Below are 26997 nucleotides of genomic sequence, written 5' to 3' on the forward strand. Positions count from 1 at the left end.
CTACCGGCCCAACAGGTCCTGTCCTGAATCCCCTTGTCAGACGCCGCCATTCTCCGTTCAATGGCTTGCGTAACCATGGGGAGGTTTGGTCATGGATGAAACGGGTCTGGGCAAATGTGCCGCGAATTACGTGCCGCTCACGCCATTGTCGCATCTGCAACGCGCCGCCCGGATCTTTACGGATCGCGAGGCGCTGGTTTACGGCAAGCAGCGCCTGACCTATGCGCAATATCACCGCCGCGTGTCACAACTGGCATCGGCCCTCGTCAAGGCTGGCGTGCAACCCGGTGACGTCGTCGCCACGATCCTGCCCAACATCCCCGCGCAATCCGAAGCGGCCTTTGCAGTGCCTGCCTGCGGGGCCGTGCTGAACACAATCAATACGCGGCTCGATATCGACACGGTTGCCTACATTTTTGATCACGGTGAAGCCAAACTGGCCTTTGTCGACAGCCAGTTCCTGCCCTTGGCGATGGACGCGATCGAGCAAATGGAAGGCCCCGCGCCGATGATCATCGAAGTTCCCGATCCGGTGGCAGGTGTCCCCAGTATGGGCGAACAGCAGGACTACGAGGATTTTCTGGCCACCGGCGATCCCGACTTCGCCTGGATCATGCCCGAGGACGAATGGGAAAGCCTCGCGCTGAACTACACCTCCGGCACGACAGGACGGCCCAAAGGCGTCGTCTACCACCACCGGGGCGCCTATCTGATGACGATGGGCACGCCGATCAGTTGGGAACTGCCGCTCTTCATGCGCTACCTGCAGATCGTGCCGCTGTTTCACTGCAACGGCTGGAACCACACATGGATGTTGCCCGCGCTCGGCGGCACAGCCGTCTGCTGCCGTGATATCACGGCATCGGCGATCTATGACGCGATCGCCGACGAAGGCGTCACCCATTTCGGCGGCGCGCCCATCGTGCTGAACATGATCGTCAACGCCAGGGAACGGCGCGATTTCGACCATGTGGTCGAAGTCTTCACCGCCGGTGCACCACCCGCCGCAGCCACATTGGCGGCCATCGGCAAGCTGGGGTTCAACGTCAAACAGGTTTACGGCCTCACAGAAACCTATGGCCATGTCACCGAATGCATCTGGGATCCGGCCTGGAACGATCTGCCCGGCGATGAACAGGCCGCCATCAAGGCCCGGCAGGGTGTTGCGATGCCGATGATGGAAGACGTGACCGTCGTCGATGAAACCATGGCGCAGGTCACCAAAGACGGCGCCACACAGGGCGAAATTGTCATGCGTGGCAATTCGGTGATGAAGGGCTACCTAAAAAATCCCGAAGCCACGCAAAAGGCCTTCAAGGGCGGCTATTTCCATTCCGAGGATCTGGCCGTCCAGCATCCTGACGGATCAATGCAAATCTCCGACCGGGCCAAGGATATCATCATTTCAGGCGGCGAAAACATCAGCTCGGTCGAGGTCGAGGGCGCGCTGATGCACCACCCGGCGGTCAATCTCTGCGCCGTGGTGGCCAAACCCGACGACAAATGGGGCGAAGTGCCGTGCGCCTTTGTCGAACTGAAGGACGGGGCCAACGCAGACGAGGCAGAAATGATCGCCTTTGTCCGCACCCGCCTGGCCGGTTTCAAGACACCGAAAAAGGTCGTGTTTCAGGAACTGCCGAAAACTTCGACCGGCAAGATCCAGAAATTCGAACTGCGCAAACTGGCCAAAACGATCTGACCTATCCTCTGCGGGATGGCGGGTGGGGCGCATTTCGCGTCAGAGAAACAGCGACACCGGCCATCACATTACATGACACAGCCGCAACGCGTCATAGATCGCCGCATGTGTATTGCGCGATGCCACCACATCGCCAATCCGGAAAAGCTGATAGGTACCGTCAGGATTGGTCTTCAACGCCTGAGGCTCACCCGCGATAAACGCCGCCTGATCCAGCTCACCCCGGTTCGACGATCCGTCGCGCAGATCGAAATACAGATCATCCAGCGGTGTGACCCCGTAATTCACCACCACCTGATCATAATGGGCCTGCATTGTGTAATCGCTGTAATCCGTCCCGATCGTCGCCAGCAACCGGTTCCCATCCCGCGCCACGCACAGCAACCGCCGCGCCACGGTCATCGTCACCTCACGCTTTTGCAGGGCCCGCATATAGGGGGTCAGGTTCATCCCCATCACCTCCGGCGCAAAGCTGCGGTCGGGCGTCATCACCTCCACCTCCGCCCCTGCTTCGGCAGCCATCTCTGCCGCCTGCAACCCTGGATGATCGCCCGCCTCGTCATAGATCAGGATACGCCCCGCCGGTTTGACATCACCCGACAGGATATCCCAACTGCTGATCACATGGGGCGCAGCACCCCGCGTCTCGAACAGATCAAGGTTGGGCAGACCGCCCGTGGCGATAATCGCCAAATCAGGGGCCAGCGCCCGCACATCCGCAGCCTCCGCCAGCGTGTTGAAACGGAACGTGACATCACGGGCCGCACATTGCGCCATGCGCCAATCGATAATCCCCATCATCTCGCGCCGTCGCGGACTTTGCGCGGTCAGGCGGATCTGGCCGCCGGGGGTATCAGCGGCCTCCAGCAACGTCACGCTATGCCCCCGTTCGGCGCAGACGCGCGCGGCCTCCAACCCGGCTGGCCCGGCCCCCACGATCACCACATTTCTATATGCCGCAGCCGGGGCAACCACCTGCGGCATCTGCAATTCGCGCCCCGTGGCCGCGTTGTGAATGCACAGCGCCTCGCCCCCCTGATAGATCCGGTCAAGACAATAGGTCGCCCCGACGCAAGGCCTGATATCATCCTCGCGCCCTTCCATCACCTTGCGCACGATATGCGGATCGGCCAGATGCGCCCGGGTCATGCCCACCATATCAAGAAGCCCGGCCGCGATGGCGTGCCGGGCCGTCGCCACATCGGGAATGCGGGCCGCGTGAAAAGTGGGCAAACCGGTGGCTGCACGCACGGAACCGGCAAAATCCAAATGCGGAGCCGACCGCATCCCCTGCACCGGGATCACATCGGTCAAGGCAGGGTCGGAGTGCACCCGCCCCCGGATCACGTTCAGAAAATCCACCTGACCCGTGGCCTTCAGCCGCGTTGCCATTTGCAAACCGATATCGGGCGTGATGCCGCCCTTTGCCGCCTCGTCCGCCGTGAAGCGAACACCGACAATGAAATCCGGACCAAGCCGGGTGCGGATCGCATCAATGACATCCAGCCCGAACTGCATCCGGGTTTCCAGCGTCGCATTGCCATAACGACCATCAAGACTGTTGGTCAGCGGCGACCAGAACTGGTCGATCAAGTGGCCATAAGCCTCGATCTCGACCCCGTCCATGCCACCGGCCTGCATCCGTTCGGCGGCATCGGCAAAATCGGCAATGACGCGGGAAATGTCCCAATCCTCCATCACCTTGGGAAAGGCACGATGCGCGGGTTCGCGATGCGGACCGGATGACAGCGACGGCAGCCAATCGCCCCGGTTCCAGCCGGTGCGTCGCCCCAGATGGGTCAGCTGGATCATCACGGCACAGCCTTCGTCGTGGCAGGCATCCGTCAGCCGCCTGATCCACGGCACCACCTCGTCCCGGTAAGCCAGCACATTGTTGAACGATGGCGGGCTGTCGCGGGACACCACGGCAGACCCCGCCGTCATGGTCAGCGCGACGCCGGCCCGCGCCCGTTCGGCGTGATAGGCGATATAGCGGTCCTTGGGCATGCCGTCTTCGGGATAGGCCGGTTCGTGGCTGGTGGTCATCACCCGGTTGCGCAATGTCAGATGTTTCAGCTGATAGGGCTGCAACAGCGGGTCTTTGGACATGATCACTCTTCCTTCTGGGCTTGGCCCCATTGGGCGACAGGCAGGTCTACCCGGTCTTGCCCGTTTCCGACATGACATCGCCGCCCAAGGGCGGTATCCTCGCCGAAAAGGGCAGTTGGGGCAAATGACGGCACTCGATAAATACGTGCGGCTGGAAAGCGGCGGGCTCTGGCGGGCGGGCCCCGACGAACAGCGGCGCGATGTCGTGGTGTCGTTCGGCGATGCGACGCTGGTGATTTCCGACAAGGCCGGGCGGCCGCTCACCCATTGGTCCCTGCCTGCTGTCACCCGACAGAACCCGGACGAACAGCCAGCTATCTATACGCCGGACGAAGACGCCAGCGAGGCGGTTGAAATCGCCGATGAGATGATGATCGACGCCATCGAACAGGTGCGCGCGGCACTGGACAAGGAACGGCCCAAACCCGGCAAGCTGCGCCACTGGATGACCGGTGGGCTGATCGTCGTAACGCTCCTGTTGGCCATCTTCTGGCTACCCGGCGCGCTGACCCGGCAGACACTGGCCGTCGTCCCCCTGCCCAAGCGCACGGAAATCGGGGCCACGATGCTGGGCCACATGCAGGTCGAGACGGGGGTGGCCTGCCGCGAACCATCCGCTGTTGAGGCGGCGGGGCGGCTGGCCGAACGGCTGTTTGGCCACAAGACCCTGACGCAGATTGTGGTGGTGCCTGAATTGGCGCAAGGGGCGGTTGCGATCCCCGGTGAACTGATCGTGCTGGATCACGGCGTGCTGCAAGGCACGGATGATCCGGCTGTGGCTGCAGGCTATGTGCTGGTCGCCCATGCGGCACGCATAAAGACCGATCCGCTGGAACAGGTCCTGCGGCAGGCCGGGCTTGGCACGACATTTCGACTGCTAACGACCGGGGAAATCCCGTCAGAGATATTGCAGGCCAATGCAGCCACGATCGTCGCCACCCCCTGGGCCGAGGTGGATGACAACAGCCTTCGCCCGGTCTTTGCCGCAGCCCAGGTGCCCAATGCGCCCTATGCAGCCGTTATCGACGCTGACCTGAGCCCTGATCCACTGGCCGGGCAGGTCCTGCCACCGATCCTCGACGATGCGGATTGGATCAGCCTGCAAAACATCTGCAATAACTGATTACGCCGGATCAATCGCCGCAAGTGATCCGCGCATCACAATCTCGGTCGGCAAAGCGGTAATCTCTGCAGGCTGCCCGTGCAACACCATCGCGACAAGTGCGCGCGCCGCCTTGCGGCCCATCGCGCCGTGCGGAACATGCACGGTGGTCAGCGCCGGATACGTCACTTGCGACAATTCGATATCGTCAAAGCCGACGACCGACACATCGCCCGGCACGTCCAGCCCCATGGTACGGGCCTGCCGCAGCGCCCCGACCCCCAACACATCATTGCCGCAAAAAACAGCCGTTGGCCTGTCATCCGCTTGCATCAGGCGGGCAAAAGCATCAGCCCCGTTTTCAATGCCATAGGGCGTTTCAATGACCGCCAGCGCATCCGGCGTCAGACCATAAGCCGCCATCGCATCACGGATACCCATCATACGCGCCCGCGCCCGGTCGTTTGACGCCATCGGGGCCGATATCAACGCCAGCTTGCGATGATGCAGCGCCAGCACCTTTTCTGCCATGGCCCGCATCGCCGCGCGATTATCAAACCCGACCGACGGGCGCGGATTGGCAGGATCATATGCCCATGTGACCAGCGCCGGTTTACGCTGTCCTTCCAGAAACTGATATATTGCCGGGTCGCGGTCATGGCCGATCAGCAGCAGGGCGTCGGCCCCACGGGCGATCAGTGATCTGATCTGCGCCTCTTCCACATCGGCGCGGTAGGATGAACTGGCCACCAGCAGGGTAAAGCCGTGCTGACGCAATTCATCCTCGAACGCCTGCAAGCCACGGGCGAACACCGCGTTTTCCATCGTGGGAATGATGGCCCCGATTGTGTTGGTTCGCTGCGATGCCATGGCGCGGGCCCCGAAATTGGGCGCATAGCCAAGCGCATTGACCGCCGCCATCACCTTGTCGCGGGTGGCCTGTTTTACCCGGTCGGGAAAGTTCAGGCAGCGCGATACCGTGGCGGTGGACACACCGGCCAAGTCTGCCACGTCATGCAGCGTAGGTGTGGGTTTGTCGCCATTCATTCCGGTGCTGCCTGCCCTTTGTATCGTTTGGATTCGCTGAAACTTACCTTAGGGAATGTAAAGGCTTGCATGCAGAAATGTAAAGGCTTACATCAGATGCAAGAATCGGCTTGTGACCGGGAGGGTGCAATCATGCCGCAGCTGTCGTGTTTCAATGATGCGACGCGCCTTGAATTGCAGACCGCCATCCCTTTCTCAGTCCGTTCCGCGTTGCCGGTGGTGTGACGCAGCCCCTGACATTTGGATATGAGGACGCACATCATGGCCCGGGAATACCTGAAAAAAGCAACGCTGACCGCCACATCCGACGCCTCTGATGTGCATGATATCGTGCAGAACATCCTGTCGGATATCGAAGCCGGGGGCGATGACGCCGCCCGTGAATATGCGGCCAAGTTCGACAAATATGACGGCAATATCATCCTCACCAAGGAAGAGATCGCCGCCGCCGCCGATCTGGTGCCGCAGAAACTCAAGGAAGATATCCAGTTCGCCCATGACAACGTGCGCCGCTTCGCCGAAGCGCAGAAAGCCACCGTCAGCGATGTGGAACTTGAGGTCGTGCCAGGCCTGATCGCCGGGCAAAAGGCGATCCCGGTTGATGCGGCAGGCTGCTATGTCCCCGGCGGGCGCTACAGCCATATCGCCAGCGCCATCATGACCGTGACCACCGCCAAGGTCGCAGGCTGCAAACATATCATCGCCACCTCACCACCCCGTCCCGACGTCGGCGTCGCACCGGCCATCATCTATGCCGCCCATATCTGCGGGGCTGACACGATCATGGCGCTTGGCGGTGTACAGGGCGTGGCCGCAATGACATTCGGCCTCTTTGGTCTGCCAAAGGCCAACATCCTTGTCGGCCCCGGTAACCAGTTCGTGGCCGAGGCCAAGCGCATCCTCTTTGGTCGCGTCGGCATCGACATGATCGCGGGCCCGACCGACAGCCTGATCTTGGCTGACAAAACCGCTGATCCGCATATCGTCGCCACCGATCTGGTGAGCCAGGCCGAACATGGCTACAACTCGCCCGTGTGGCTGGTCACTGATGACCGCGCCCTGGCCGAGGATGTGATGGCTCGTGTTCCCGGCCTGATCGACGATTTGCCGGATGTGAACCGCGAAAACGCCTTTGCCGCATGGCGCGACTATGCGGAGGTGATCCTCTGCGCTGACCGCGAGGAAATGGCGGCCACATCCGATGAATACGCCCCCGAACACCTGACCGTGCAAGCCGAGGACCTGAACTGGTGGCGTGACACACTCAGCTGCTATGGATCGCTATTTCTGGGCGAAGAAACTACCGTGTCTTACGGCGACAAGGCGGCAGGCACCAACCACGTCCTGCCCACCTCGCGCGCGGCCTCCTATACCGGCGGGTTGTCAGTGCACAAATACATGAAGATCGTGACTTGGCAGCAGGCCACGCGCGAAGGATCAAAGCGGGTTGGTCAAGCCACCGCCCGCATCGCCCGGCTGGAAGGAATGGAGGGCCATGCCCGCGCCGCCGATGTGCGCCTTGCCAAGTACTTCCCGGACGAGACATTCGATCTGACCGGCAATGAATAACCCCGCTGGCCTGTTTGACCTGACAGGCCGGGTGGCCTGTGTGACCGGCGCCAGCGCTGGCTTGGGGCAACAGGCGGCTGCAGCACTCGCCGCAGCCGGGGCCAAGGTGGTCGGCGTGGCCCGCCGGGCCGAGGCGCTGGAAGAATGGGCAGAACAGACCGGCACAAACGCGGCAACCGTCGCCGCCGATCTGTCGCAGCGCAACCAGATCGCCGATATCGCCGCCAAGATCGCGGCCCCGTTCGGCTCGCCCGACATCATGGTGCACGCGGCCGGGATCAACACGCGCGAAACAGCGGATGATGTAACCGACGCAGGCTGGGACAACACGATGAACCTCAACCTCGCCGCCCCCTTCTTTCTGTCTCAGGCTTTTGTGCCGGCGATGAAGGCCAAAGGCTGGGGGCGCATCGTCAATTTCGCCTCGCTCCAGACCACGCGCGCCTTTCCCGGTGGGGTCAGTTATGGCGCGTCAAAGGCCGGGATCGGGCAACTGACCCGTGCTATGGCCGAAGCGTGGTCAAAAGACGGCATCAACGCAAACGCCATCGGGCCTGGGTTCTTTCCGACCGAACTGACCGGCCCGGTCTTTGCCGACCCGGACCGAGCGGCACGCAACGCCGCCCAAACCTGTATCGGGCGCAACGGCGCGCTTGAGGATATCAACGGACCGCTGCTTTTTCTCTGCTCTGACGCGTCCGCCTATGTCACCGGGCAGGTCCTGATGGTCGATGGGGGGTTCACCGCGAAATGAAGGCGCTGATTTACGACGGCCCCGAAAGACTGGCCTTCCGGGATGCACCGGACCCACAACCGACCCCCGGCCAGCAATTGATCCGGGTCGAGGCCGTGGGCATCTGCGGATCGGACATGCATGCCTATCTGGGGCATGACGAACGGCGGCCCGCACCCCTTATCCTCGGTCACGAGGCGGCGGGTGTGATCACCGGCGGCCCGCGCGACGGCGAACGGGTCACCATCAACCCGCTGGTCAGCTGCGGCACCTGCACGGCCTGCATGATGGGCAAGGACAACCTCTGCCCGGATCGCAAGATCATATCCATGCCACCACGCGAAGGGGCGTTCGCGCAATTCGTGGCCATGCGTGACGAAAACCTTGTCACGGTTCCCGCGCATATCCCCTTTGCCAAGGCATCGCTGGCCGAACCCATTGCCTGCGGCTGGCACACCGTTCGGCTGGCACGGCAAACCCTGCCCAGCGCGCGCACCGCCCTTGTGATCGGCGGCGGGGCCATCGGACTTGGCGCCGCACTCAGTCTTGTGGCGCAGGGCATTCACGACATCACGATCGTCGAACCGAACGGCCTGCGGCGCGACTACCTCATCAGCCATTGCAACCAGCACGCCATCAGCCCCGATGACCTGCCGCAGGAGGCGCTTTTCGACGTTGTCATCGACGGGGTCGGCTATGCCGCAACCCGCGCCACCGCATCGGCCCATGCACGCCCCGGCGGGGTGATCGGCCATATCGGGCTGGGCGAAGGTACCGGGGGGCTGGATATCCGGCGCATGACGCTCCAGGAAATCACCTTTATCGGCACCTACACCTACACAGCGCAGGACTTCCGGGACACCGCTCAAGCCATCTTTGACGGCCGGCTCGGCCCGCTCGACTGGACAGAGGCGCGACCGCTCGCAGACGGCCCCGCCGCATTCGCCGACATCCGCGCAGGCCGCACGGCAGCGCCCAAGATCATCCTTGAACCCAACAGCTAGACACCCCGCCCCGGCGGACCGAACAGGAGAACCCAGACTTGAGCATCAGTAAGAAAATCGTGGATGACTTCGTCGCCAACGACGTGTCATTCATCACGACGGTCCCCTGCAAACAGCTCGCCGGGGTCATCGACGAGGTCGAAGCACGACCAGAAATCTTTCACATCCCCTCCAACAAGGAAGACGAAGGCATGGGGCTGTGCGCCGGGGCCTTCATGGGAGGCAAGCGGCCTGCGATCATCATGCAGAACACCGCCATCGGCGTGACAATCAACACGCTGGCCACCTTGACCCAGTTCTACCGGATGCCGCTGCCGATGCTGATCAGCTATCGCGGCGAATTGCGTGAACCTGTCGCCTGTCAGGTCGAAATGGCCGTGCATACCAAGGCGCTGCTGGCGCAGATGCATATCCCGACCTACCATTTCCACAAGGAAAGCGACGCCGACGAACTCGACGCGATCCTGAAATACACCTTCATGTGCAACAAACCTGTGGCGATCCTGACGGATGCGTCCTTCTGGGGAGGCTACGGCGACCAATGATCCGTTCTGAAATCCTGCGCGAGATCGCGCCAATCCTGAACCCGCACCTTGTCGTCTGCAACATCGGCCTGCCGTCGCAGGAACTGCACATGATCGATGACAACCCGCGCAACTTCTACATGCTGGGCACGATGGGCCTTGCCTCCTCCATCGGCTTGGGCCTCGCTCTGGCGCAACCCAAGACGGTGATTTCCATTGATGGCGACGGGTCGGTCCTGACCAACCTCGGCACCCTGCCCACCATCGCCAACAACGTTGCCGACAACTACATCCTGCTGATCATCGACAACGGGTCATACGGCTCCACCGGCGACCAGCCCACCTATGCGGGCAAGAAGACCAAGCTTGAAGCCGTCGCCGCCGCCTGCGGTTGCGAAAACGTGGTCACCTGTCAGGCCGAAGACACCGGCAAGACACTGCAAGCCGCCATCGACAGCAAGAAGATGACCATCATCGTCGCCAAATGCGAAAGCGGCAACATCAAGCTGCCGGTCATCACCAAGGATCCTGTTGTCATCCGCGACCGGTTCATGACCGCCGTGGCCAGCTAGGTGACCGCGAACATCCATTCCAGTGCAGACGCGCGGGCCATCGCGCGCCGCCGCCTGCCCTGGATGGTGTTCGACTATATCGACGGTGCCGCCGGTCAGGAAACCGGCGCGCACCGCAACAGGGCGGCCTTCGATACGCTCGCATTCCGCCCGCGTATCCTGCGCGATGTCAGCGCCCGGTCGCTTGGCGTTCCCCTGTTCGGGGCGCAAACAAACGCCCCGTTCGGGATCAGCCCGATGGGCATGTGCAACCTCTCTGGCCCCGGCGCCGACCTGATGCTGGCCCGGCTTGCCGCACGCGAAAAGGTCCCGCTTGGCGTCTCTACTGTCGCCTCAACCGCGATGGAGCCACTGATCGAGGCCGCAGACGGCCACGCATGGTTCCAGCTGTACTTCAGCGGCGACGGGACCGGCACCTTCAAACTCGTCGAACGGGCCAAAGCCGCAGGCTACGAAACCATCATCCTGACCGTCGACGTACCAGAGGTCGGGCGACGCCCCCGCGAATTGCGCCATGGCTTCACCATGCCGTTCAAGATAGGTCCACGGCAATTCATCGACTTCGCCCTGCACCCGCGCTGGTCACTGACAGCACTGTTCAAAGGGCGCCCGCAAATGGCGAATTTCGCCATGCCGGGATACAAATTCGACCGCACCGAAAGCCGGGCCAAGGCAAACTGGGACACGCTCACGCGACTGCGCGATATGTGGCCCGGCAAACTGGTGGTCAAAGGCGTGCTCGATGCCGAAGACGCCGTCGCCCTGCGCGATGCAGGCGTCGACGCCATCCAGGTCTCCAGCCACGGCGCGCGGCAATTGGAAGGGGCCCCTGCCCCAATCGCGGTTCTGCCGGAAATCCGGGCGGCGGTCGGCCCTGACATGCCGCTCTTTTTCGACACCGGCCTGCGCGGCGGCGAAGACGTGGTCAAAGCCTATGCCCAGGGTGCCAACTTCACCTTCCTCGGGCGCATCCTACAATTCGCCATCGCAGGAGGCGGCGAAGACGGGCTGCACAGGCTCTGGGATGTGCTGCGGTCCGAAACCAGCATCACGCTGGCGCAGATCGGACTGACATCGCTGACCGATGATGGCCTGACCGACGCGCTGCGCCGCTAACCCTTATTTCGTCCCAAACATCCGGTCACCCGCATCACCCAGCCCCGGCACGATATAGCCGTGGTCGTTCAGGTGGCTGTCAATCGCGGCGGTCACGATCGGCACATCCGGATGCGCCTCTTTCATCCGCGCAATGCCTTCGGGCGCGGCCAGCAGACACAGAAACCGGATGTTGTTCGCCCCCGCTTTCTTGAGCAGATCAATCGCCGCAACAGACGAATTGCCCGTCGCCAGCATCGGATCGACGGCAATGACCAGCCTGTCCTCCAACTCCATCGGGACCTTGAAGTAGTACTGCACCGGCTGCAGCGTTTCCTCATCACGATAAAGCCCGACAAAGCCGACGCGGGCCGACGGTATCAGCTCCAGAATACCATCCAGCAGACCGTTCCCCGCCCGCAGGATCGACACCAGCGCCAGTTTCTTGCCATCCAGCACCGGGGCATCCATCGGTTCCAGCGGGGTTTCGATGCGCCGGGTCGTCATCGGCAATTCGCGCGTCACCTCATACGCCAAAAGCTGGCTAATCTCGCGCAAAAGCTGCCGGAACACGGCGGTGGAGGTGTCTTTCTGCCGCATCAACGTCAGCTTGTGCTGCACCAGCGGGTGGGTGACATGGGTGACATGGTCGGTCATTGGGCAGGCTCCAGTCGTTTGGCCACGCGGGCGCGGGTGTCGTCATCGCAGAACGCGGCGGCAAGGGCGGTTTCGTTCAGGGCTTTGAAATCATCCTCATCCCAGCCGAACGTGCGGTTCAGCATGTCATATTCAGCAGTCATCGTTGTATGAAAAAACGGCGGATCATCGGTGGATACCGTGACCTGGACCCCTTTTTCACGCAGCTTCGCAATCGGATGGGCGCCCCAGCCGTCCACCGCATTCAGCACCACGTTGGAACCGGGGCAAACCTCCAGCACGATCTCTTTCTCGGCAATCTCATCAACCAGTGCGGGGTCGCGCGCGGCGCTGATCCCGTGACCGATCCGGGACACCCCCAGATCGCGGATCGTGTCGGCCACCATATCAGGCCCACCCCACTCGCCGGCATGGCAGGTCAGCGGCAAACCCGCCTCGCGCGCCATATCGAAACTGTAAGCATAATCGCCCGGACGGCCCACCATTTCGCCGCCCGCCATGCCATAACCCGTAACGAAGCTACCATAGGTCTCAACCGCACAACGGGCCGCCGGTTTGCACGCCTCCGGCCCGAAATGGCGAATGCCCGTGACGATCCCGCGCATCGTAATACCCAGCGTCGCCTCAGCCTCATTGGCAGCATCTTCGATCGCAGCCAGATATTCGCGCCAGGCGGTCAGGTCACCGCCACCGCAGAAATCGGGGGAGACGAAAGTTTCCATATACACCACACCATGCGACGCGGTTTCTTCCAGCACCGCCATGGTCAGGCGGCGAAAATCCTCGGGGCTTTGCAGGGTCGTGCAGGCGGCCTCATAGACCTGCAGAAAATGATCGAAATCGCGAAAGGCATAGCCGCCCTGTTCGGTAAATATCTTGCTGATATCAATATTCTTTTCTGCAGCCAGCCCCTTGATGAACGCAGGTGGCGCGCAGCCTTCGAGATGGGTGTGCAGTTCGACCTTTGGCGTGGACTTGAACGTCATAGAAAACTTGTTCCTTCACCTTTGTAAGGCACACCCAGATGCGTCGCGATGCTCGCCGCCACATCGGTGAAGGCCAACTGGCCCAGCGCCCTTGCCCCGATCCCATGCACCAGCACCGGCACCCGTTCGCGGGTGTGATCTGTGCCGACCCAGGTCGGGTCATTGCCATGATCGGCGGTGACGATCAACAGGTCATCGGGGCGAAGCTTCGGCAGCAACGCAGCCAACCCCTGATCGAACCACGCCAGATGATCGGCATAGCCCTGCGGATTGCGCCGATGCCCGTATTCACTGTCGAACTCAACCAGATTGGCAAAGACCAACGCACCATCTTCGGCCTCTTCTGCCAGATCATGCAGCTGGTCCATCAGCGCCGCATCGCGCCCCTTGTGCAGATCATCAATGCCCCGCATCGAAAAGATGTCACCGATCTTGCCCACCGCATAAACCTTGCGGCCCGCATCATGCACATAATCGCAGATCGTCGGGGACGGCGGCGCAATCGCAAAATCCTTGCGGTTTGCGGTCCGGCTGAAGCTGCCCGGCTCCCCCACAAACGGCCGCGCAATTACCCGGCCCACCTTCATCGCATGCAATGTCGGGGCCAGATCCTTGCAAAGCTTCAGCAAACGCTCCAGCCCGAACGCCTCTTCATGGGCGGCGATCTGCAACACGCTGTCGGCAGAGGTATAGCAGATCGGCCAGCCGCTTTTCAGATGCGCCGGACCTTCCTCTTCAATCACTGCCGTGCCAGACGCATGGCGATTGCCGAGGATGCCGTCTGTCCCGGCTTTCGCGCGAATCTCGGCTGTCATATCCTCCGGAAAGGCGGGATCAGTATCAGGAAAGGTGTGCCAGTCCCACGGCACAGGTACACCAGCCAATTCCCAATGGCCCGAAGGCGTGTCCTTGCCCCGCGACACCTCTGTCGCGGCACCCCAGGCACCTGCAGGCACAGCGCCCAGCCCCGGCGCATCGAACCCCGACGCCAGCTTAACCGCCGCCCCCAGCCCCAACGCATCCAGCGCCGGCACATTCAGCCCGGCAGTGTCCGCAATGTGCCCCACGGTATTCGCCCCGGTATCCGGCACATCGCCATTGAAAAACTGGTCGGCATCCGGTGCACCGCCAATACCGACACTGTCGATGACAATCAGGAAAGCACGGGGCATCAGGTGATCCTTTCCAGTATCAGGTCCTGCGGCGCAGACGGGTTGCCGATTGTAATTGCGGCCTGCACGGCGCGCGCGGCCTCTTCTGCCGCTTCTTCAGTCGCGGCATGCACCGTGCAAAGCGGCTGACCCTGCCCTACTGCGGCACCAAGTGCGACCATATCGGTCAGACCAACCGCAGGATCAATCCGGTCCGTTTCCACCCGCCGACCGCCGCCAAGGGCCACAACGGCAAGGCCCAGCGCCTCACCATCAATCGCCGCGATATGCCCGGCGGCAGGGCTGACCACATCGCCAACAACAGGGGCGCGCGGCAGATGCGTGTGCCAGTCCTCAGCCATATCAGGCGGGCCACCCAGCGCCGCAATCATTTGCGCGAACCGCTCCATTGCCGCGCCAGAACTGATCGCCTTGCTGACACGAGCGGCAGCCTCACCCTCATCCTGGCCTTGCATCACCAGTAGGCGCGCGCAGAGCGCCACAGTCAGGTCGTGCAGACGCGGGCTCGCCGCCTTGTTGCCTGCCAGAATTTCCATGCACACCGCCACCTCGACCGCGTTGCCCAGACATGGGGCCAGCGGTTCGTTCATATCCGTGATCATCGCCTCGGTCTTGCAGCCCGCCCCATTGGCGGCATCAACCAGCGCACGGGCCAGCGCGCGGGCCTCGTCCGGGGTTTTCATGAACGCTCCCGATCCACATTTGACGTCCAAAATCAGGCTTTCCAACCCGGCGGCAAGTTTCTTGGACAGGATCGAGGCCGTGATCAGATCCACACTTTCCACCGACGCCGTCACATCGCGGATCGCATAAAGCCGCCGGTCCGCCGGGGCGATCTGGCCAGTGGCACTAACAATCGCACAGCCGACATCGCGGGTAATCTTGCGCAACTGCGCCTCTGTCACGTTGATATTCAGGCCCGGAATCGCCTCCAACTTGTCCAGTGTCCCGCCGGTATGGCCCAACCCACGGCCCGAAATCATCGGCACGTACACATCACACACCGCCAGAACCGGTGCCAGGATCAGCGACACGCAATCCCCCACCCCACCGGTCGAATGCTTGTCCACGACCGGGCCCGGCAGATCCCATTTCAGCACATCACCGCTGTCGCGCATGCCCTGGGTCAGAGCCACACGCCCCTCATCGCTCAACCCATTCAGGCAGACCGCCATGGCAAAGGCACCCGCCTGGGCATCACTGACATCTTTGTTCGCCAGACCCTTGGCAAACCACGTCAACTCCTCCCGGCTGGGGGTCTGGTGCTTGCGGACCTTGGCGATGATGGCACGGGCGTCCATGGATCAGACCCTGCTCATGTAATCAGCGTCGAACACCCCCGGCAGCAGATCAGCCACGGTGGTTTCCAGCGTCACCCCATCCACCGTGGTCAGGGTCACCTTCACATCGCCCTTGGCGAATTCCGCAATCTTCTGGCGGCAGCCACCACAAGGGCTGATCGGCTTGGGGCTATCTGCGATCACGGCGATTTCTGCAATCTCGGTATCGCCTCCGGCGACCATGGCGGCAATCGCCCCGGCCTCTGCACAGGTGCCTTCGGGATAGGCCACGTTTTCCACATTGCAGCCCGCATAAACAGTGCCGGACACCCCCCGCAAAGCCGCCCCAACCTTGAATTTCGAATAGGGCGCATGGGCATTTTCACGCACCTGTCGGGCGGTGTCGATCAGTGACATGGGGCCTCCGGTCATGTTTCATGCCAGAGTGAAGCCGGACGCGCGGGGATGCAAGGGGAACCGAAACGGCCATGACGGGGTTGAAGGAATGACAGAACAAAGGAGTTCAACGATGGCAACCTCACCCAAAAGCGTGCTCGACGATCCGGATGCATCAACCCCGCATGATCCCGATGCGCCAATAACCGGCGATCAGGCCGATATCCTGCGGGTTCTTTGCGAAAACGCGGGCGAACCGTTCGATGCATCGCTGACCCAGGCACAGGCGCTGCAACGGATCGAAGCGTTGCGCGGGCATCTGAACGATACTCAGAACCTCTGATCGGTCTTGAACGCTCCGGGCAAGGTCACCTCCAGCAGTTCGATATCATCAGATGGATCGGCATAGCGGGTGGCCATCCCCGGCGGGATGACAAAGGCATCACCGGGTTCCAATTTGTAGGGGTCCTTGCCCTCCCCCTCCAAAATCATCTGCCCGGCCATCACAAAGGTGAAATGAATATCGGCGTCATGCACGGTCCAGACCGGCTCACCCTGCCCCCGCCTGAACACCTGCACACCGGCCACGTTCCTTGTGTTTTCGGCAATGGTCGTATCCCGCGCAACAAACCCAGGCAGACGCGACGCTTGCCACTCCGCATCCTTCGCCTGATTGAACACGAACTTCTGCCCTTGCCATTCGCGGTCCGGACGCACATGCGGGGTAGGCAATTCCATCTCATGATCAATCTCGGTGATATGCTCGGCGGGCACACCGATTTCGATCACCTCGATCCCGTCAGACGCCTCCAGCACGCGATGGCGGATTTCCGGCGGCTGGATAAAGCAATCACCCGCGGTCAGGCGGATCGGCGGCCCCTGATCCTGGTAAACCACATCAACCCAGCCGCGATAACAAAAGATCAGCTGAAACCCGACCTTGTGAAAATGCACCATATCCGGCACCGGGCCACCATCGGGAATGCGGATATGGCTGGCAATGATCGACCCGCCCAAACGGGTGGGGATCAGATCACGATACTGCATACCCGCGCGGCCAATCACCCAAGGGGCCTGATCGGCCAAACGGCGCACGACAAAGGCATGATCAGTCTCAGGCAGCAACAGCGGCGGGTGCAGCGGATGGATTTCCACCTGCGTGCCACCGGGCGCTGTCAATTCCTTTTGACCTTCCGCAAAACAAGGATCATCCGTCAATACACGCAAACGTCCGGGCGCACCCGCCCCCTGCTCCAACCGCACCCGCAGGCCATGGCCGGAATAAACGGCGACGGACGGATCATCAGCCGGATAGATCATATCCAAACGCATATTCAGAACGTTGCCGAAAAACCCAAGATCGGCCCGCAAATCGGTCGTGGGCATGCAAATCTCGGCCCGGATATCGTGTTCTGACGTCATACCTTGCACCCTGTGGCCGGGTGGAATGATTTGCAAGGGCCTGCAAACCATGCTTAATCATCCCACGGCTTTTCCAAGGAAATGCAAAATGGTTTAATATTAAACCATATCGGGAGGGACAGATGCCAGACGACGCCAAAGAGGGCCTGCGACAGGCTGCACTCGATTATCACCAGTTCCCCAAACCCGGCAAATTGGAAATCAGGGCGACCAAGCCGCTGGCCAATGGCCGCGACCTTGCGCGCGCCTATTCCCCCGGCGTGGCCGAGGCATGTCTGGAGATCAAGGCAAACCCCGAAACCGCCCGCGACTACACCGCGCGGGGTAATCTGGTTGCCGTCGTGACCAACGGCACCGCCGTTCTGGGCCTTGGCAATATCGGTGGATTGGCCTCCAAACCGGTGATGGAAGGCAAGGCGGTCCTGTTCAAGAAATTCGCCAATATCGACTGTTTCGATATCGAATTGAACGAACCGGACCCAGAAAAAGTCGCCGATATCGTCTGCGCGCTGGAACCCACATTCGGGGCGATCAACCTCGAAGACATCAAGGCCCCCGACTGTTTCATCGTCGAAAAACTCTGCAGCGAACGGATGAACATCCCCGTTTTCCACGACGACCAGCACGGCACCGCGATTGTCGTCGGTGCCGCCGCCACCAACGCCCTGCAGGTCGCTGGCAAGACATTCGAGGATATCAAGATCGTCAGCACCGGTGGCGGGGCAGCAGGCATCGCCTGCCTGAACATGTTGCTGAAACTGGGCGTGAAACGCGAAAATGTCTGGCTCTGCGACATCGAAGGGCTGGTGTATGAAGGCCGCGAAAAGGACATGACTCCGCAAAAGGCGGAATATGCCCAAGGGACCGAACCCGCGACGCTGATGGATGTGATCGAAGGCGCCGACCTCTTTCTCGGCCTGTCTGGCCCCGGCGTTCTGAAACCCGACATGGTCGCGAAAATGGCCAAGCGCCCGATCATCTTTGCCCTCGCCAACCCAACCCCGGAAATCAGCCCGGAGGACGCGCGCGCCGTCACGCCGGACGCGATCATCGCCACGGGCCGCAGCGATTTTCCCAATCAGGTCAATAACGTCCTTTGTTTCCCCTTCATCTTTCGCGGCGCGCTGGATGTGGGCGCCACGACCATCAATGACGAAATGAAAATCGCCTGTGTCGAAGGTATCGCCGCCCTCGCCCGCGCCACCACCAGCGCAGAGGCCGCAGCCGCCTACCAAGGCGAACAACTGACCTTTGGTGCCGATTATCTTATCCCCAAACCTTTTGACCCCCGCCTGATGGGCGTTGTGGCCAGCGCGGTGGCGAGGGCCGCCTGCGAAACCGGCGTCGCGACCCGGCCCATTGAGGATATGAAGGCCTATAAGGCCAAGCTCGACGGGTCCGTCTTCAAATCCGCGATGATCATGCGTCCCGTCTTTGACGCCGCCCGCACCGCCGAACGCAAGATCGTCTTTGCAGAAGGCGAAGACGAACGGGTTCTGCGCGCCTCACAGGCGATCATGGAAGAAACCACCGACACGCCGATCCTGATCGGCCGACCCGAAGTGATCGAGCGGCGCTGCGAACGCGCGGGCCTCAAGATCCGGCCCGGCATCGATTTCAGCATCGTAAACCCCGAAAACGACCCCCGCTACCGCGACTACTGGGAAACCTATCACAGCCTGATGGCACGGCGCGGCGTGACGCCCGACCTCGCCAAGGCGATCATGCGCACGAATACCACCGCCATCGGGGCCGTCATGGTTCACCGGGGCGAGGCTGACAGCATGATCTGCGGCACATTCGGACAATTCCTGTGGCACCTGAACTACGTCGCCCAGATCCTCGGCACCAAGGACCTGCACCCGGTCGGCGCGCTCTCACTGATGATCCTCGAAGACGGACCGCTCTTCGTGGCCGACACACAGGTTCACGCAGAACCAACCCCGGAACAGATCGCCGAAACGGTCATCGGAACAGCACGCCATGTGCGACGCTTCGGGGTGGAACCAAAAATCGCGCTTTGCTCGCACAGCCAGTTCGGCAATCTCGATTGCGACACCGGCCGCCGGATGCGGGCGGCCATGGCAATCCTCGACAGTACGCCCCGCGATTTCGCCTATGAAGGCGAAATGCATGTGGACGCAGCTTTGGATGTGGAACTCCGCAACCGGGTCTTCCCCGAAGCACATCTGCCCGGCGCCGCCAACGCACTCATCTTCGCCAATACCGACGCGGCATCGGGCGTGCGCAACGCGCTCAAGATGAAGGCCGGCGGGCTTGAGGTCGGACCGATCCTGATGGGCATGGGCAACCGCTGCCACATCGTGACCCCATCGATCACCGCGCGCGGGCTTCTGAACATGTCCGCGCTGGCAGGTACGCCGGTGGCCCATTATGGCTGATCCGACGCCGGTTTTCCTCTGCTTCAAATGGGGCAAGGGCTATCCGTGCAAATACACCAATATCCTCTACCGGGCGCTCAGCGATATCATGATGGGCCCCTTCCGGCTGATCTGCCTGACCGACGATCCCGAAGGGCTCGCCGAAGGGATCCAAACCCAGGACATTCCGCCCTTCGCCATGGACAAGGGCGACTGGCACAAGGGCATGTGGCCCAAGCTGACAGCCTTTGCGCCCGGCATCGTGGAACCCGGCACGCCGGTCATAATGATTGACGTTGATGTGCTGGTCCTGCGCGACCTGACCCCGATGTTCGACCGTATCAGGGAAAAAGGCGGGCTGCACATTATCCGCGAAATCCCCGACACCCTGCCCCGCTGGTTTCCAAAACTCTTCGGTAAACCGCTTTTGTCCAACTCATCTGTCGTGGGGTTTGTGGCTGGCACGCAAGAGCATCTCTATCAGGAAAGCCGCGACAAATCGCTGGCCGAACTGTCCCAATTCCGCAACGACCAGACCTATATCCACCACCACGCCCATGACCGCCACAACTGGCCCATCGGCTGGATGCTCAGCTTCAAGAAAGATCTGGCCTATCATTTCCCCGTCGGGCTGGTGCGGCCCATCCCGCGGCCAAAGAACAGCTATATCGTGATTTTCCACGGTGTGCCCAACCCCGAAGATATGGCGCAAGGCGCATTCAAACGCTGGGGATCACCCGAAAAATTCGGCTATTTCCCCGTGCGCTGGATCAAGGATTACTGGACTCGCTATTCACGCGATACGGATCGGTAAATGGCATTATGACAGCTACGCGGGACCAAACCGACATCTGATTATTCCACCCACCGCACTTCGGATGTTTTGCCCGGTGGACACCGCCCCGGCCGATCTGAACCCCTGATACACGCCAAAGGGTGGTGCCTGTCCGGCGTCACCCGTTCTTACGCGGGGTCAATTTTTTGACTCTTTCTGTCCCGTTTCACACCTCTCGCGTTGCCTACGTCATTTTGCGGGCGTAACACATGGTCCAGATTGTTTGGGGAGGAACAGGAATGGGTTACGCTGACGTCTACACCGCATGGCAGAACGATCCGGAAGGCTTCTGGATGGATCAGGCCAAGGCGATTGACTGGGTGACACCGCCGCAGAAGGCGCTGGATGACAGCAAGGCACCTCTCTACCGCTGGTTCACAGATGCCGAGGTCAACACCTGTTACAACGCCGTGGACCGGCATGTGGAAAACGGGCGCGGCGATCAGGCGGCAATCATCTATGACAGCCCGATCACCAACACCAAACGCACCATCACCTACGCCGATCTGCAGACCCGCGTCGCATCCCTCGCCGGGGCGTTGCGCGCCAAGGGCGTGGAAAAGGGCGACCGCGTCATCATCTACATGCCCATGATCCCCGAAGCGCTCGAGGCGATGCTGGCCTGCGCCCGCCTTGGCGCCATCCACTCGGTCGTCTTCGGTGGTTTCGCCGCAAATGAACTGGCCGTGCGCATCGACGATGCCACACCCAAGGCGATCATCGCCGGCTCCTGCGGGGTCGAACCGGGGCGGGTCGTGCATTACAAACCCCTGCTCGACGGCGCCATCGCACTGGCCACCCACAAGCCCGATTTCTGCGTGATCTTCCAGCGCGAACAAGAGGTCGCAGAACTGATCCCCGGGCGCGACCATGACTGGCACGCCTTTCAGGCCGGTGTGGAACCCGCCGAATGCGTCCCAGTCAAGGGCGATCACCCGGCCTATATCCTTTATACCTCCGGCACCACCGGCGCGCCCAAGGGCGTTGTACGCCCCACCGCCGGGCATCTGGTCGCGCTGAACTGGACGATGAAATCAATCTACAATGTCGACCCTGGCGATGTGTTCTGGGCCGCCTCCGACGTGGGCTGGGTCGTGGGCCATTCCTACATCTGCTACGCCCCCCTGATCCACGGCAACACCACCGTCGTTTTCGAAGGCAAGCCGGTCGGCACCCCCGACGCAGGCACCTTCTGGCGGGTCATTGAAGAACATAAGGTGCGGTCCTTCTTCACCGCCCCCACCGCCTTCCGCGCGATCAAGCGCGAGGACCCGACAGGCGAGATGATCAGGAACTACGACATCTCGCACCTGCGCGCGCTCTACCTGGCGGGCGAACGGGCGGACCCCGACACGATCGAATGGGCACAGCGGGTCATGAACGTCCCGGTCTACGACCACTGGTGGCAGACCGAAACCGGCTACACCATCGCCGGCAACCCGGCCGGGATCGAAGCACTGCCGGTCAAGATCGGCTCGCCCACGGTCGCCATGCCCGGTTATGACGTGCAGATCCTCGACGAAGGCGGCAACCCCATGAAACCCGGCGAACTCGGCGCCATCGCCGTCAAGCTCCCCCTGCCCCCCGGCACGCTGCCGACACTCTGGAACGCCGACGACCGTTTCATCAAAAGCTACCTGACCACCTTTCCCGGCTACTACGAAACCGGCGATGCGGGCATGATCGACGAAGACGGGTATCTCTACATCATGGCGCGCACCGATGACGTGATCAACGTGGCCGGGCACCGGCTGTCCACCGGCGCCATGGAAGAGGTGCTGGCCAGCCACCCCGACGTCGCCGAATGCGCCGTAATCGGCGTGACCGACACACTGAAAGGACAGTTGCCCATGGGGTTCGTCTGCACCAACAAGGGCACGGACAAATCGGACGACGACATCAAGGCCGAATGCATCAAACTGGTCCGCGACAAGATCGGACCGGTTGCGGCTTTCAAGCTGATCGCAGTAGTGGACCGGCTGCCCAAAACCAGATCCGGCAAGATCCTGCGGGGAACAATGGTCAAGATCGCGGACAACGCAGATTTCAAAATGCCCGCGACAATCGACGACCCGGCCATCCTCGACGAGATAAAAGAAGCGCTGAAACCGCTGGGATATGCGGGGGGATAGGGTTGATAGTAAATGGCCGGTTTGCAAGGTGATTTCAACGGACAATGCTGCCCTTGAACGTACGTCAGCCGTGCCTCTGCACCCACCAATCCCTTGGATTCTGTCGGAATGGGTAAACGTGCACCATCCAACCCTGCAGCACAGCGTTGAACTGTCCACCGGCCGCTTCACAGGCCTCTCGCGTGGCGATTGAGCCCATGGGACCAAAAAGCGGTCGACCATCGGCCCCGCGCTGGCGCCATGCGCTCCTGTTAAACATCGGTCTGGGCAGGCAGATATTCACGTGCAAGTGCCACCGCGCCTGGCTGAGCGGCACGCGCGCGTTGAGTTCGGCTAGACTGGTCCCGTGCGGCGCTGTGAACATCGCACCGACAAGTTCCATCCCGCCGTTTCTTGGTGCGTAGAGCAGCGAACCCGGCGCCTCTGGATTGATCCGACCGCGCTCAGCCCGCGACAGGCGGCGGTTGACATAATGCACCTCAGGCAGTGTCGCTGGACCGAAACGCCTGTAGCCATCAGCCTCGGCTGTCCTCACATCGTCATATCGCATGATCGCCCCGCGCACACGCTCTGCCAAGACCCGTGCGCGTTGAACATCTCCGGCTGCCGCGCGTGTCACGGGCGTCAGCTCTATATGCGGATTGTGTTCATGATGCTCCATCATGGACCCCATCATGCCGACATCTTCCTGAGCGGGGGCCTTTGTGGCCAACATGGATGTGGTAAGGCCAAACAGAACATGGCGACGTGTCATGGACATGATTATCTCCTCGCTTTTTCATTTGATCATACGAGCGAGCGCCGCATTTCCGTCGCTGCATTATGTCCGCACCGAACAAAACCGCCATTCCGCTTGCGTATAGCTTTGGTCGATATGGGCAAACCCGCCATCTTTACCCAACCCTTCCCTCCGCACGTTCTTCTGAACCTTCACCATCGTCTTGCGTGGCAGCGCTGCGATCACCTCATACCGGCGTGGTCATTTGTACCAGGCCAGCGTCCTGGTGGTCGTCCACGTCTGCGCCGCCGCGACATGCAAATCACTCGTGGCAGGCCATGAGGCGCGCGCCCGGGCGGTCTGTATGCGGATAATCAGACCTGCGCCTTGCAAAACCTTCAAAAGAGTAGGGATTGTCGGCCGCGTGAGGTCGAACTGATCGACCAACAGCAAAATCATTCCTGCCTCCTTTGCGAGTTGCGCCGGTTTGGATTGGCCAAGGCTGACCGGGATACATTGTTCCCAACCCGCCTCTTCCCAAAAAAAATCCCACCCCACCAAGGATTGACCTCTCACCCCCGTCCAACCAATTGTGATGCGCATGATGACAAGCGACGAGGACCTGGCAGAGGCGGCCGCCCATGGCGATGGGCAGGCCTTCGCGAGCTTGCTTGATCGCCATTATGACCGGATCTTTGCCTTCTGCTTCCGGCTCACCGGTGCGCGGGCCGAGGCTGAGGATCTGACGCAGGATATCTGCGCGGCCCTGCCCGCCAAGCTTGCCAGCTATCAGCGCCGGGCAAAGGTCACCACATGGCTCTACCGCGTCGCCGTCAATGCCGCCCATGACCGGCGGCGCAAGCGCGCGACATACACGCGCGCAACGACAGGCTGGGGCGACTGGGAAACCAACCGCACCGCCGCGAACCGCGAAACGAATGAACAAATCGACTGGCTGACCGCTGCCATGAACCAACTGAACACAGACCTGCGCGACACGCTCGCCCTTGTGCTGGATGACATGACCCACGCACAGACCGCCGAGATCCTCGGCGTCAGCGAGGGCACGATCAGCTGGCGGATATCGGAAGCCAAAAAAGCCCTGCGGGCGATCAAGGAAAAGGAGGACGTGGCATGAATGATGACCTGAACGACCTCAAGGCAATGATGGACAGCGCGACGCCCCGGCCCGATGCGGCACGGCGGGCGGAAAATCTGGCACTGGCACAGAAAAATTTCGACGACCTCCAAGGATCGCGGGCTGCCCCGCGTCCCACTCCTGCAAACGGGCCAAAAGGCCTCTGGACAGGAGTAAAGACCATGCTGAACACATTCACATCCAAAGCGGCGCTGACGACGACAACCGCGCTTGTCGCCTGCGGATTTCTGTTTCTGACACCGCAGGGGCAGGATTTGCTGTCGCCACCTTCGTCGTCTGATATCACGCGCACGGAATTCGACGCCACAACTGGACCAAACTCGGAAACCGAGCCGCTCCTGCAGGAAGAGTTGTTGTCAGACATGCCGGCTCAGGAACCCTCCATCGGGGCCGAAGATGCGGTGATCCCGTCGCCGCCGCAGATACCGGAAGACCGGGGAGTGGCGGAAGCCGAACCAAGCGCGCCACCTGCTCCGCCGGGACCTGCTGTCAATGAACCACTGACCAGTCCGGTCGTTCCCGGTCTTGGCACCACCACTTCAGAGATGACAGATAATGACATCCTGCAGACCTTGGATGACATCGCAGCCAATCGCGCAGATGAGGTGGTGCCTGACCGCGATGCAGAGGGTCCGGTCTTTGACGCAATGCCGACGGCGGAATTAAAGGAGGGTGACATGGAAGCCGCACCTGACGCCTCACCCAATCTTGAAAGATTGCGCGTGGATTCCATGCAGAGACCCGCGGCACCCCGAACTGCATCACCCAATGCAGTGACGGGAACGGGCATGTTCGACGGAAGCGGGCGCGCACCACTGATAGAACCGCCTGCGGTTCCACGGCACTTGCGTGGTCAAAACGGTGAATCCGTCACACTTCACAGTTACAGCGGTGAAACGATTAGTGTTCCGACAAGACCATCGCCAACTGAGGCCATTTCGCAGCCTTTGCCCGATACCGAGGCCTTCCCGACCGAGGCCCCGAACGACCTGAAAATCACATCCGACGAACCCGTTTCCACCTTCTCCATCGACGTGGACACGGCGGCCTATTCCGTCGTCCGCTCCTCCCTCTCGCGCGGTCAACTGCCCCCAAAACAGGTGGTCCGCATCGAGGAGTTGGTCAACTACTTCCCCTACGACTATGCCGCCCCCGACGCGGGCGAGGCACCGTTCCGGCCCACAATCAGCAGCTTCCAGACCCCGTGGAACGCCGACACGCAGCTGGTCCACATCGCCCTGCAAGGCGAGATGCCGGCACTGGATGACCGACCACCGCTGAACCTGGTCTTCCTGATCGACACATCCGGTTCCATGAACGACCCAGCCAAACTGCCGCTGCTTAAGCAGTCCTTCCGCCTGATGCTTGATCAACTCCGCCCCGAAGATGAGGTTGCCATCGTCGAATACGCGGGCAGCGCCGGTCAGGTCCTTGCCCCGACTGCGGCCTCTGAACGCACAACGATCCTGCAGGCGATCCAATCGCTTGGCGCGGGCGGGTCCACCAACGGACAGGGCGGGCTGCAGCAGGCCTATGCGGTGGCCGAAACCATGAAAGAGGACGGTCAGGTCAGCCGCATCATCCTTGCCACAGATGGTGACTTCAACGTCGGCATCAGCAACCCAAATGCGCTGAAAGACTTCATCGCCGACAAGCGCGAAACGGGGACATATCTGTCCGTACTCGGCTTCGGACGCGGTAATCTGGACGACGCAACGATGCAGGCCCTGGCCCAGAACGGCAACGGCACAGCGGCCTATATCGACACCCTGTCAGAGGCGCAAAAGGTGCTGGTAGATCAACTCACCGGCGCGCTTTTCCCCATCGCGGGTGACGTGAAGGTGCAGGTCGAATTCAACCCCGCACAGGTCGCCGAATACCGGCTGATCGGCTACGAAACGCGGGCACTGGCGCGCGAGGATTTCAACAATGACAAGGTCGACGCGGGCGAACTTGGCGCAGGCCATTCGGTCACGGCGATCTACGAAATCACCCCCGTGGGCAGCCCCGCGCAACTCAGCGACCCGCTGCGCTACGCGCCCAACACAGTGGCGGCGTCCTCTGACGAGTTGGGCTATGTCAAACTCCGCTACAAGGAGCCAGGCGAGGATACCAGCCAACTGATCGAAACGCCCATCATCGGCGAAAGCATCCCGGGGACCGAGGCGAACTTCGCCGCCGCCATCGCCGGTTTCGGGCAACTGCTGCGCGATGACAGCTACTTAGGCGACTGGGGCTACGACGACGCCATCGCGCTCGCCAACGCCAACCGCGGCGAAGATCCGTTCGGCTACCGGACCGAAGCCGTGCAACTGATGCGACTGGCACAAAGCCTGTCGCGGTAAACACACACGCAGCCACCCTGCTGGGCGCAGGGTGGGTGCAAGCTACGATGGGCCAAGGAT

The 26997-nt window shown here is 61.6% G+C and carries 24 protein-coding genes; 14 read left to right on the forward strand and 10 right to left on the reverse strand.

Annotation, left to right across the window (positions count from 1 at the left end; translation table 11 throughout):
* Positions 1-91: 91 nt before the first annotated feature.
* A complete protein-coding gene (locus ACFWW4_RS18630) occupies positions 92-1699 on the forward strand; it encodes an AMP-binding protein (RefSeq protein WP_411892231.1) in 1608 nt (535 codons plus the stop codon).
* A gap of 63 nt (positions 1700-1762) precedes the next feature.
* On the opposite strand, the gene ACFWW4_RS18635 is transcribed toward ACFWW4_RS18630, so the two are convergent.
* Positions 1763-3808, reverse strand: a complete 2046-nt coding sequence (locus ACFWW4_RS18635) for an FAD-dependent oxidoreductase (protein WP_411892232.1) — start codon at positions 3806-3808, stop codon at positions 1763-1765.
* Positions 3809-3932: 124 nt separating this feature from the next.
* On the opposite strand from ACFWW4_RS18635, the gene ACFWW4_RS18640 reads away from it, so the two are divergent.
* The gene (locus ACFWW4_RS18640; protein ID WP_411892233.1) at positions 3933-4931 is read left to right on the forward strand and encodes a hypothetical protein; all 999 of its coding nucleotides are present in this window, start codon (positions 3933-3935) and stop codon (positions 4929-4931) included.
* Here the strand turns inward: ACFWW4_RS18640 and ACFWW4_RS18645 are convergent, their stop codons facing one another.
* Positions 4932-5957, reverse strand: a complete 1026-nt coding sequence (locus ACFWW4_RS18645; RefSeq protein WP_411892234.1) for a LacI family DNA-binding transcriptional regulator — start codon at positions 5955-5957, stop codon at positions 4932-4934.
* Positions 5958-6218: 261 nt separating this feature from the next.
* On the opposite strand from ACFWW4_RS18645, the gene hisD reads away from it, so the two are divergent.
* The 6 genes from hisD to ACFWW4_RS18675 are packed head-to-tail and all read left to right on the forward strand — an operon-like array spanning position 6219 to position 11475.
* On the forward strand, positions 6219-7526 hold the full coding sequence (gene hisD / locus ACFWW4_RS18650; RefSeq protein WP_411892235.1) for a histidinol dehydrogenase: 1308 nt from the start codon (positions 6219-6221) through the stop codon (positions 7524-7526).
* Positions 7519-8280, forward strand: a complete 762-nt coding sequence (locus ACFWW4_RS18655) for an SDR family NAD(P)-dependent oxidoreductase (RefSeq protein ID WP_411892236.1) — start codon at positions 7519-7521, stop codon at positions 8278-8280. The genes hisD and ACFWW4_RS18655 overlap by 8 nt, the downstream gene beginning before the upstream one ends.
* Positions 8277-9263 carry an alcohol dehydrogenase catalytic domain-containing protein gene (locus tag ACFWW4_RS18660; RefSeq protein ID WP_411892237.1) on the forward strand — a complete coding sequence of 329 codons (987 nt, stop codon included), beginning with the start codon at positions 8277-8279 and terminating at the stop codon, positions 9261-9263. The genes ACFWW4_RS18655 and ACFWW4_RS18660 overlap by 4 nt, the downstream gene beginning before the upstream one ends.
* Before the next feature lie 38 nt (positions 9264-9301).
* Complete coding sequence (locus tag ACFWW4_RS18665; RefSeq protein ID WP_393930429.1) at positions 9302-9808, forward strand: sulfopyruvate decarboxylase subunit alpha; 507 nt, start codon at positions 9302-9304, stop codon at positions 9806-9808.
* Positions 9805-10359, forward strand: coding sequence for a sulfopyruvate decarboxylase subunit beta (gene comE / locus ACFWW4_RS18670; RefSeq protein WP_411892238.1), 555 nt, complete (start codon positions 9805-9807; stop codon positions 10357-10359). Before ACFWW4_RS18665 ends, comE begins: the two co-directional genes overlap by 4 nt.
* Positions 10360-11475: an alpha-hydroxy acid oxidase gene (locus tag ACFWW4_RS18675; protein WP_411892239.1), complete on the forward strand. Its 1116-nt coding sequence runs from the start codon at positions 10360-10362 to the stop codon at positions 11473-11475.
* A gap of 3 nt (positions 11476-11478) precedes the next feature.
* On the opposite strand, the gene upp is transcribed toward ACFWW4_RS18675, so the two are convergent.
* The 5 genes from upp to ACFWW4_RS18700 are packed head-to-tail and all read right to left on the reverse strand — an operon-like array spanning position 11479 to position 15966.
* A complete protein-coding gene (gene upp, locus ACFWW4_RS18680; protein WP_411892240.1) occupies positions 11479-12111 on the reverse strand; it encodes a uracil phosphoribosyltransferase in 633 nt (210 codons plus the stop codon).
* A complete protein-coding gene (locus tag ACFWW4_RS18685; protein ID WP_411892241.1) occupies positions 12108-13097 on the reverse strand; it encodes an adenosine deaminase in 990 nt (329 codons plus the stop codon). The genes upp and ACFWW4_RS18685 overlap by 4 nt, the downstream gene beginning before the upstream one ends.
* Positions 13094-14269, reverse strand: coding sequence for a phosphopentomutase (locus ACFWW4_RS18690; protein ID WP_411892242.1), 1176 nt, complete (start codon positions 14267-14269; stop codon positions 13094-13096). Before ACFWW4_RS18690 ends, ACFWW4_RS18685 begins: the two co-directional genes overlap by 4 nt.
* Positions 14269-15570 (reverse strand): thymidine phosphorylase, encoded by a 1302-nt coding sequence (locus tag ACFWW4_RS18695; RefSeq protein WP_411892243.1) that lies wholly within the window; start codon positions 15568-15570, stop codon positions 14269-14271. The genes ACFWW4_RS18690 and ACFWW4_RS18695 overlap by 1 nt, the downstream gene beginning before the upstream one ends.
* A 3-nt stretch (positions 15571-15573) precedes the next feature.
* Positions 15574-15966 (reverse strand): cytidine deaminase, encoded by a 393-nt coding sequence (locus ACFWW4_RS18700; RefSeq protein ID WP_411892244.1) that lies wholly within the window; start codon positions 15964-15966, stop codon positions 15574-15576.
* Between the two features lie 112 nt (positions 15967-16078).
* On the opposite strand from ACFWW4_RS18700, the gene ACFWW4_RS18705 reads away from it, so the two are divergent.
* On the forward strand, positions 16079-16288 hold the full coding sequence (locus ACFWW4_RS18705) for a DUF3072 domain-containing protein (protein ID WP_411892245.1): 210 nt from the start codon (positions 16079-16081) through the stop codon (positions 16286-16288).
* Here ACFWW4_RS18705 and ACFWW4_RS18710 read toward each other — a convergent pair.
* Positions 16276-17367, reverse strand: a complete 1092-nt coding sequence (locus ACFWW4_RS18710) for a cupin domain-containing protein (RefSeq protein WP_411892246.1) — start codon at positions 17365-17367, stop codon at positions 16276-16278. The two genes, ACFWW4_RS18705 and ACFWW4_RS18710, sit on opposite strands and share 13 nt — an antisense overlap.
* A 122-nt stretch (positions 17368-17489) precedes the next feature.
* Between ACFWW4_RS18710 and ACFWW4_RS18715 the strand changes: the two genes are divergently transcribed.
* The 3 genes from ACFWW4_RS18715 (at position 17490) to prpE (ending at position 22715) form a co-directional block, all read left to right on the forward strand.
* A complete protein-coding gene (locus tag ACFWW4_RS18715; protein ID WP_411892247.1) occupies positions 17490-19769 on the forward strand; it encodes an NADP-dependent malic enzyme in 2280 nt (759 codons plus the stop codon).
* Complete coding sequence (locus ACFWW4_RS18720) at positions 19762-20562, forward strand: hypothetical protein (protein ID WP_411892248.1); 801 nt, start codon at positions 19762-19764, stop codon at positions 20560-20562. The genes ACFWW4_RS18715 and ACFWW4_RS18720 overlap by 8 nt, the downstream gene beginning before the upstream one ends.
* 260 nt (positions 20563-20822) lie before the next feature.
* Complete coding sequence (gene prpE / locus ACFWW4_RS18725) at positions 20823-22715, forward strand: propionate-CoA ligase PrpE (RefSeq protein ID WP_411892249.1); 1893 nt, start codon at positions 20823-20825, stop codon at positions 22713-22715.
* 64 nt (positions 22716-22779) lie between these two features.
* On the opposite strand, the gene ACFWW4_RS18730 is transcribed toward prpE, so the two are convergent.
* Both ACFWW4_RS18730 and ACFWW4_RS18735 read right to left on the reverse strand, forming a co-directional pair.
* Positions 22780-23475 (reverse strand): hypothetical protein, encoded by a 696-nt coding sequence (locus ACFWW4_RS18730; protein ID WP_411892250.1) that lies wholly within the window; start codon positions 23473-23475, stop codon positions 22780-22782.
* Between the two features lie 219 nt (positions 23476-23694).
* Positions 23695-23892, reverse strand: a complete 198-nt coding sequence (locus ACFWW4_RS18735; RefSeq protein WP_411892251.1) for a hypothetical protein — start codon at positions 23890-23892, stop codon at positions 23695-23697.
* A 142-nt stretch (positions 23893-24034) separates the two neighbouring features.
* On the opposite strand from ACFWW4_RS18735, the gene ACFWW4_RS18740 reads away from it, so the two are divergent.
* Positions 24035-24571 carry an RNA polymerase sigma factor gene (locus tag ACFWW4_RS18740; protein ID WP_411892252.1) on the forward strand — a complete coding sequence of 179 codons (537 nt, stop codon included), beginning with the start codon at positions 24035-24037 and terminating at the stop codon, positions 24569-24571.
* On the forward strand, positions 24568-26937 hold the full coding sequence (locus ACFWW4_RS18745) for a YfbK domain-containing protein (RefSeq protein WP_411892253.1): 2370 nt from the start codon (positions 24568-24570) through the stop codon (positions 26935-26937). The genes ACFWW4_RS18740 and ACFWW4_RS18745 overlap by 4 nt, the downstream gene beginning before the upstream one ends.
* Positions 26938-26997 lie beyond the last annotated feature (60 nt).

This window comes from Yoonia sp. SDW83-1 (assembly GCF_046762885.1).
In the GTDB taxonomy this organism is placed as follows: domain Bacteria; phylum Pseudomonadota; class Alphaproteobacteria; order Rhodobacterales; family Rhodobacteraceae; genus Yoonia.

Excerpts from the sequence above, each read along its gene's own strand:
- ACFWW4_RS18630 (WP_411892231.1), top strand. The coding sequence starts at position 92 with ATGGATGAAACGGGTCTGGGCAAATGTGCCGCGAATTACGTGCCGCTC.
- upp (WP_411892240.1), bottom strand. The coding sequence starts at position 12,111 with ATGACCGACCATGTCACCCATGTCACCCACCCGCTGGTGCAGCACAAG.
- ACFWW4_RS18695 (WP_411892243.1), bottom strand. The coding sequence starts at position 15,570 with ATGGACGCCCGTGCCATCATCGCCAAGGTCCGCAAGCACCAGACCCCC.
- prpE (WP_411892249.1), top strand. The coding sequence starts at position 20,823 with ATGGGTTACGCTGACGTCTACACCGCATGGCAGAACGATCCGGAAGGC.
- ACFWW4_RS18715 (WP_411892247.1), top strand. The coding sequence starts at position 17,490 with ATGCCAGACGACGCCAAAGAGGGCCTGCGACAGGCTGCACTCGATTAT.
- ACFWW4_RS18730 (WP_411892250.1), bottom strand. The coding sequence starts at position 23,475 with ATGTCCATGACACGTCGCCATGTTCTGTTTGGCCTTACCACATCCATG.
- ACFWW4_RS18655 (WP_411892236.1), top strand. The coding sequence starts at position 7,519 with ATGAATAACCCCGCTGGCCTGTTTGACCTGACAGGCCGGGTGGCCTGT.
- ACFWW4_RS18745 (WP_411892253.1), top strand. The coding sequence starts at position 24,568 with ATGAATGATGACCTGAACGACCTCAAGGCAATGATGGACAGCGCGACG.
- ACFWW4_RS18705 (WP_411892245.1), top strand. The coding sequence starts at position 16,079 with ATGGCAACCTCACCCAAAAGCGTGCTCGACGATCCGGATGCATCAACC.
- ACFWW4_RS18635 (WP_411892232.1), bottom strand. The coding sequence starts at position 3,808 with ATGTCCAAAGACCCGCTGTTGCAGCCCTATCAGCTGAAACATCTGACA.
- ACFWW4_RS18660 (WP_411892237.1), top strand. The coding sequence starts at position 8,277 with ATGAAGGCGCTGATTTACGACGGCCCCGAAAGACTGGCCTTCCGGGAT.
- ACFWW4_RS18690 (WP_411892242.1), bottom strand. The coding sequence starts at position 14,269 with ATGCCCCGTGCTTTCCTGATTGTCATCGACAGTGTCGGTATTGGCGGT.
- ACFWW4_RS18740 (WP_411892252.1), top strand. The coding sequence starts at position 24,035 with ATGATGACAAGCGACGAGGACCTGGCAGAGGCGGCCGCCCATGGCGAT.
- comE (WP_411892238.1), top strand. The coding sequence starts at position 9,805 with ATGATCCGTTCTGAAATCCTGCGCGAGATCGCGCCAATCCTGAACCCG.
- ACFWW4_RS18685 (WP_411892241.1), bottom strand. The coding sequence starts at position 13,097 with ATGACGTTCAAGTCCACGCCAAAGGTCGAACTGCACACCCATCTCGAA.
- ACFWW4_RS18700 (WP_411892244.1), bottom strand. The coding sequence starts at position 15,966 with ATGTCACTGATCGACACCGCCCGACAGGTGCGTGAAAATGCCCATGCG.
- hisD (WP_411892235.1), top strand. The coding sequence starts at position 6,219 with ATGGCCCGGGAATACCTGAAAAAAGCAACGCTGACCGCCACATCCGAC.
- ACFWW4_RS18735 (WP_411892251.1), bottom strand. The coding sequence starts at position 23,892 with ATGATTTTGCTGTTGGTCGATCAGTTCGACCTCACGCGGCCGACAATC.
- ACFWW4_RS18645 (WP_411892234.1), bottom strand. The coding sequence starts at position 5,957 with ATGAATGGCGACAAACCCACACCTACGCTGCATGACGTGGCAGACTTG.
- ACFWW4_RS18720 (WP_411892248.1), top strand. The coding sequence starts at position 19,762 with ATGGCTGATCCGACGCCGGTTTTCCTCTGCTTCAAATGGGGCAAGGGC.
- ACFWW4_RS18710 (WP_411892246.1), bottom strand. The coding sequence starts at position 17,367 with ATGACGTCAGAACACGATATCCGGGCCGAGATTTGCATGCCCACGACC.
- ACFWW4_RS18640 (WP_411892233.1), top strand. The coding sequence starts at position 3,933 with ATGACGGCACTCGATAAATACGTGCGGCTGGAAAGCGGCGGGCTCTGG.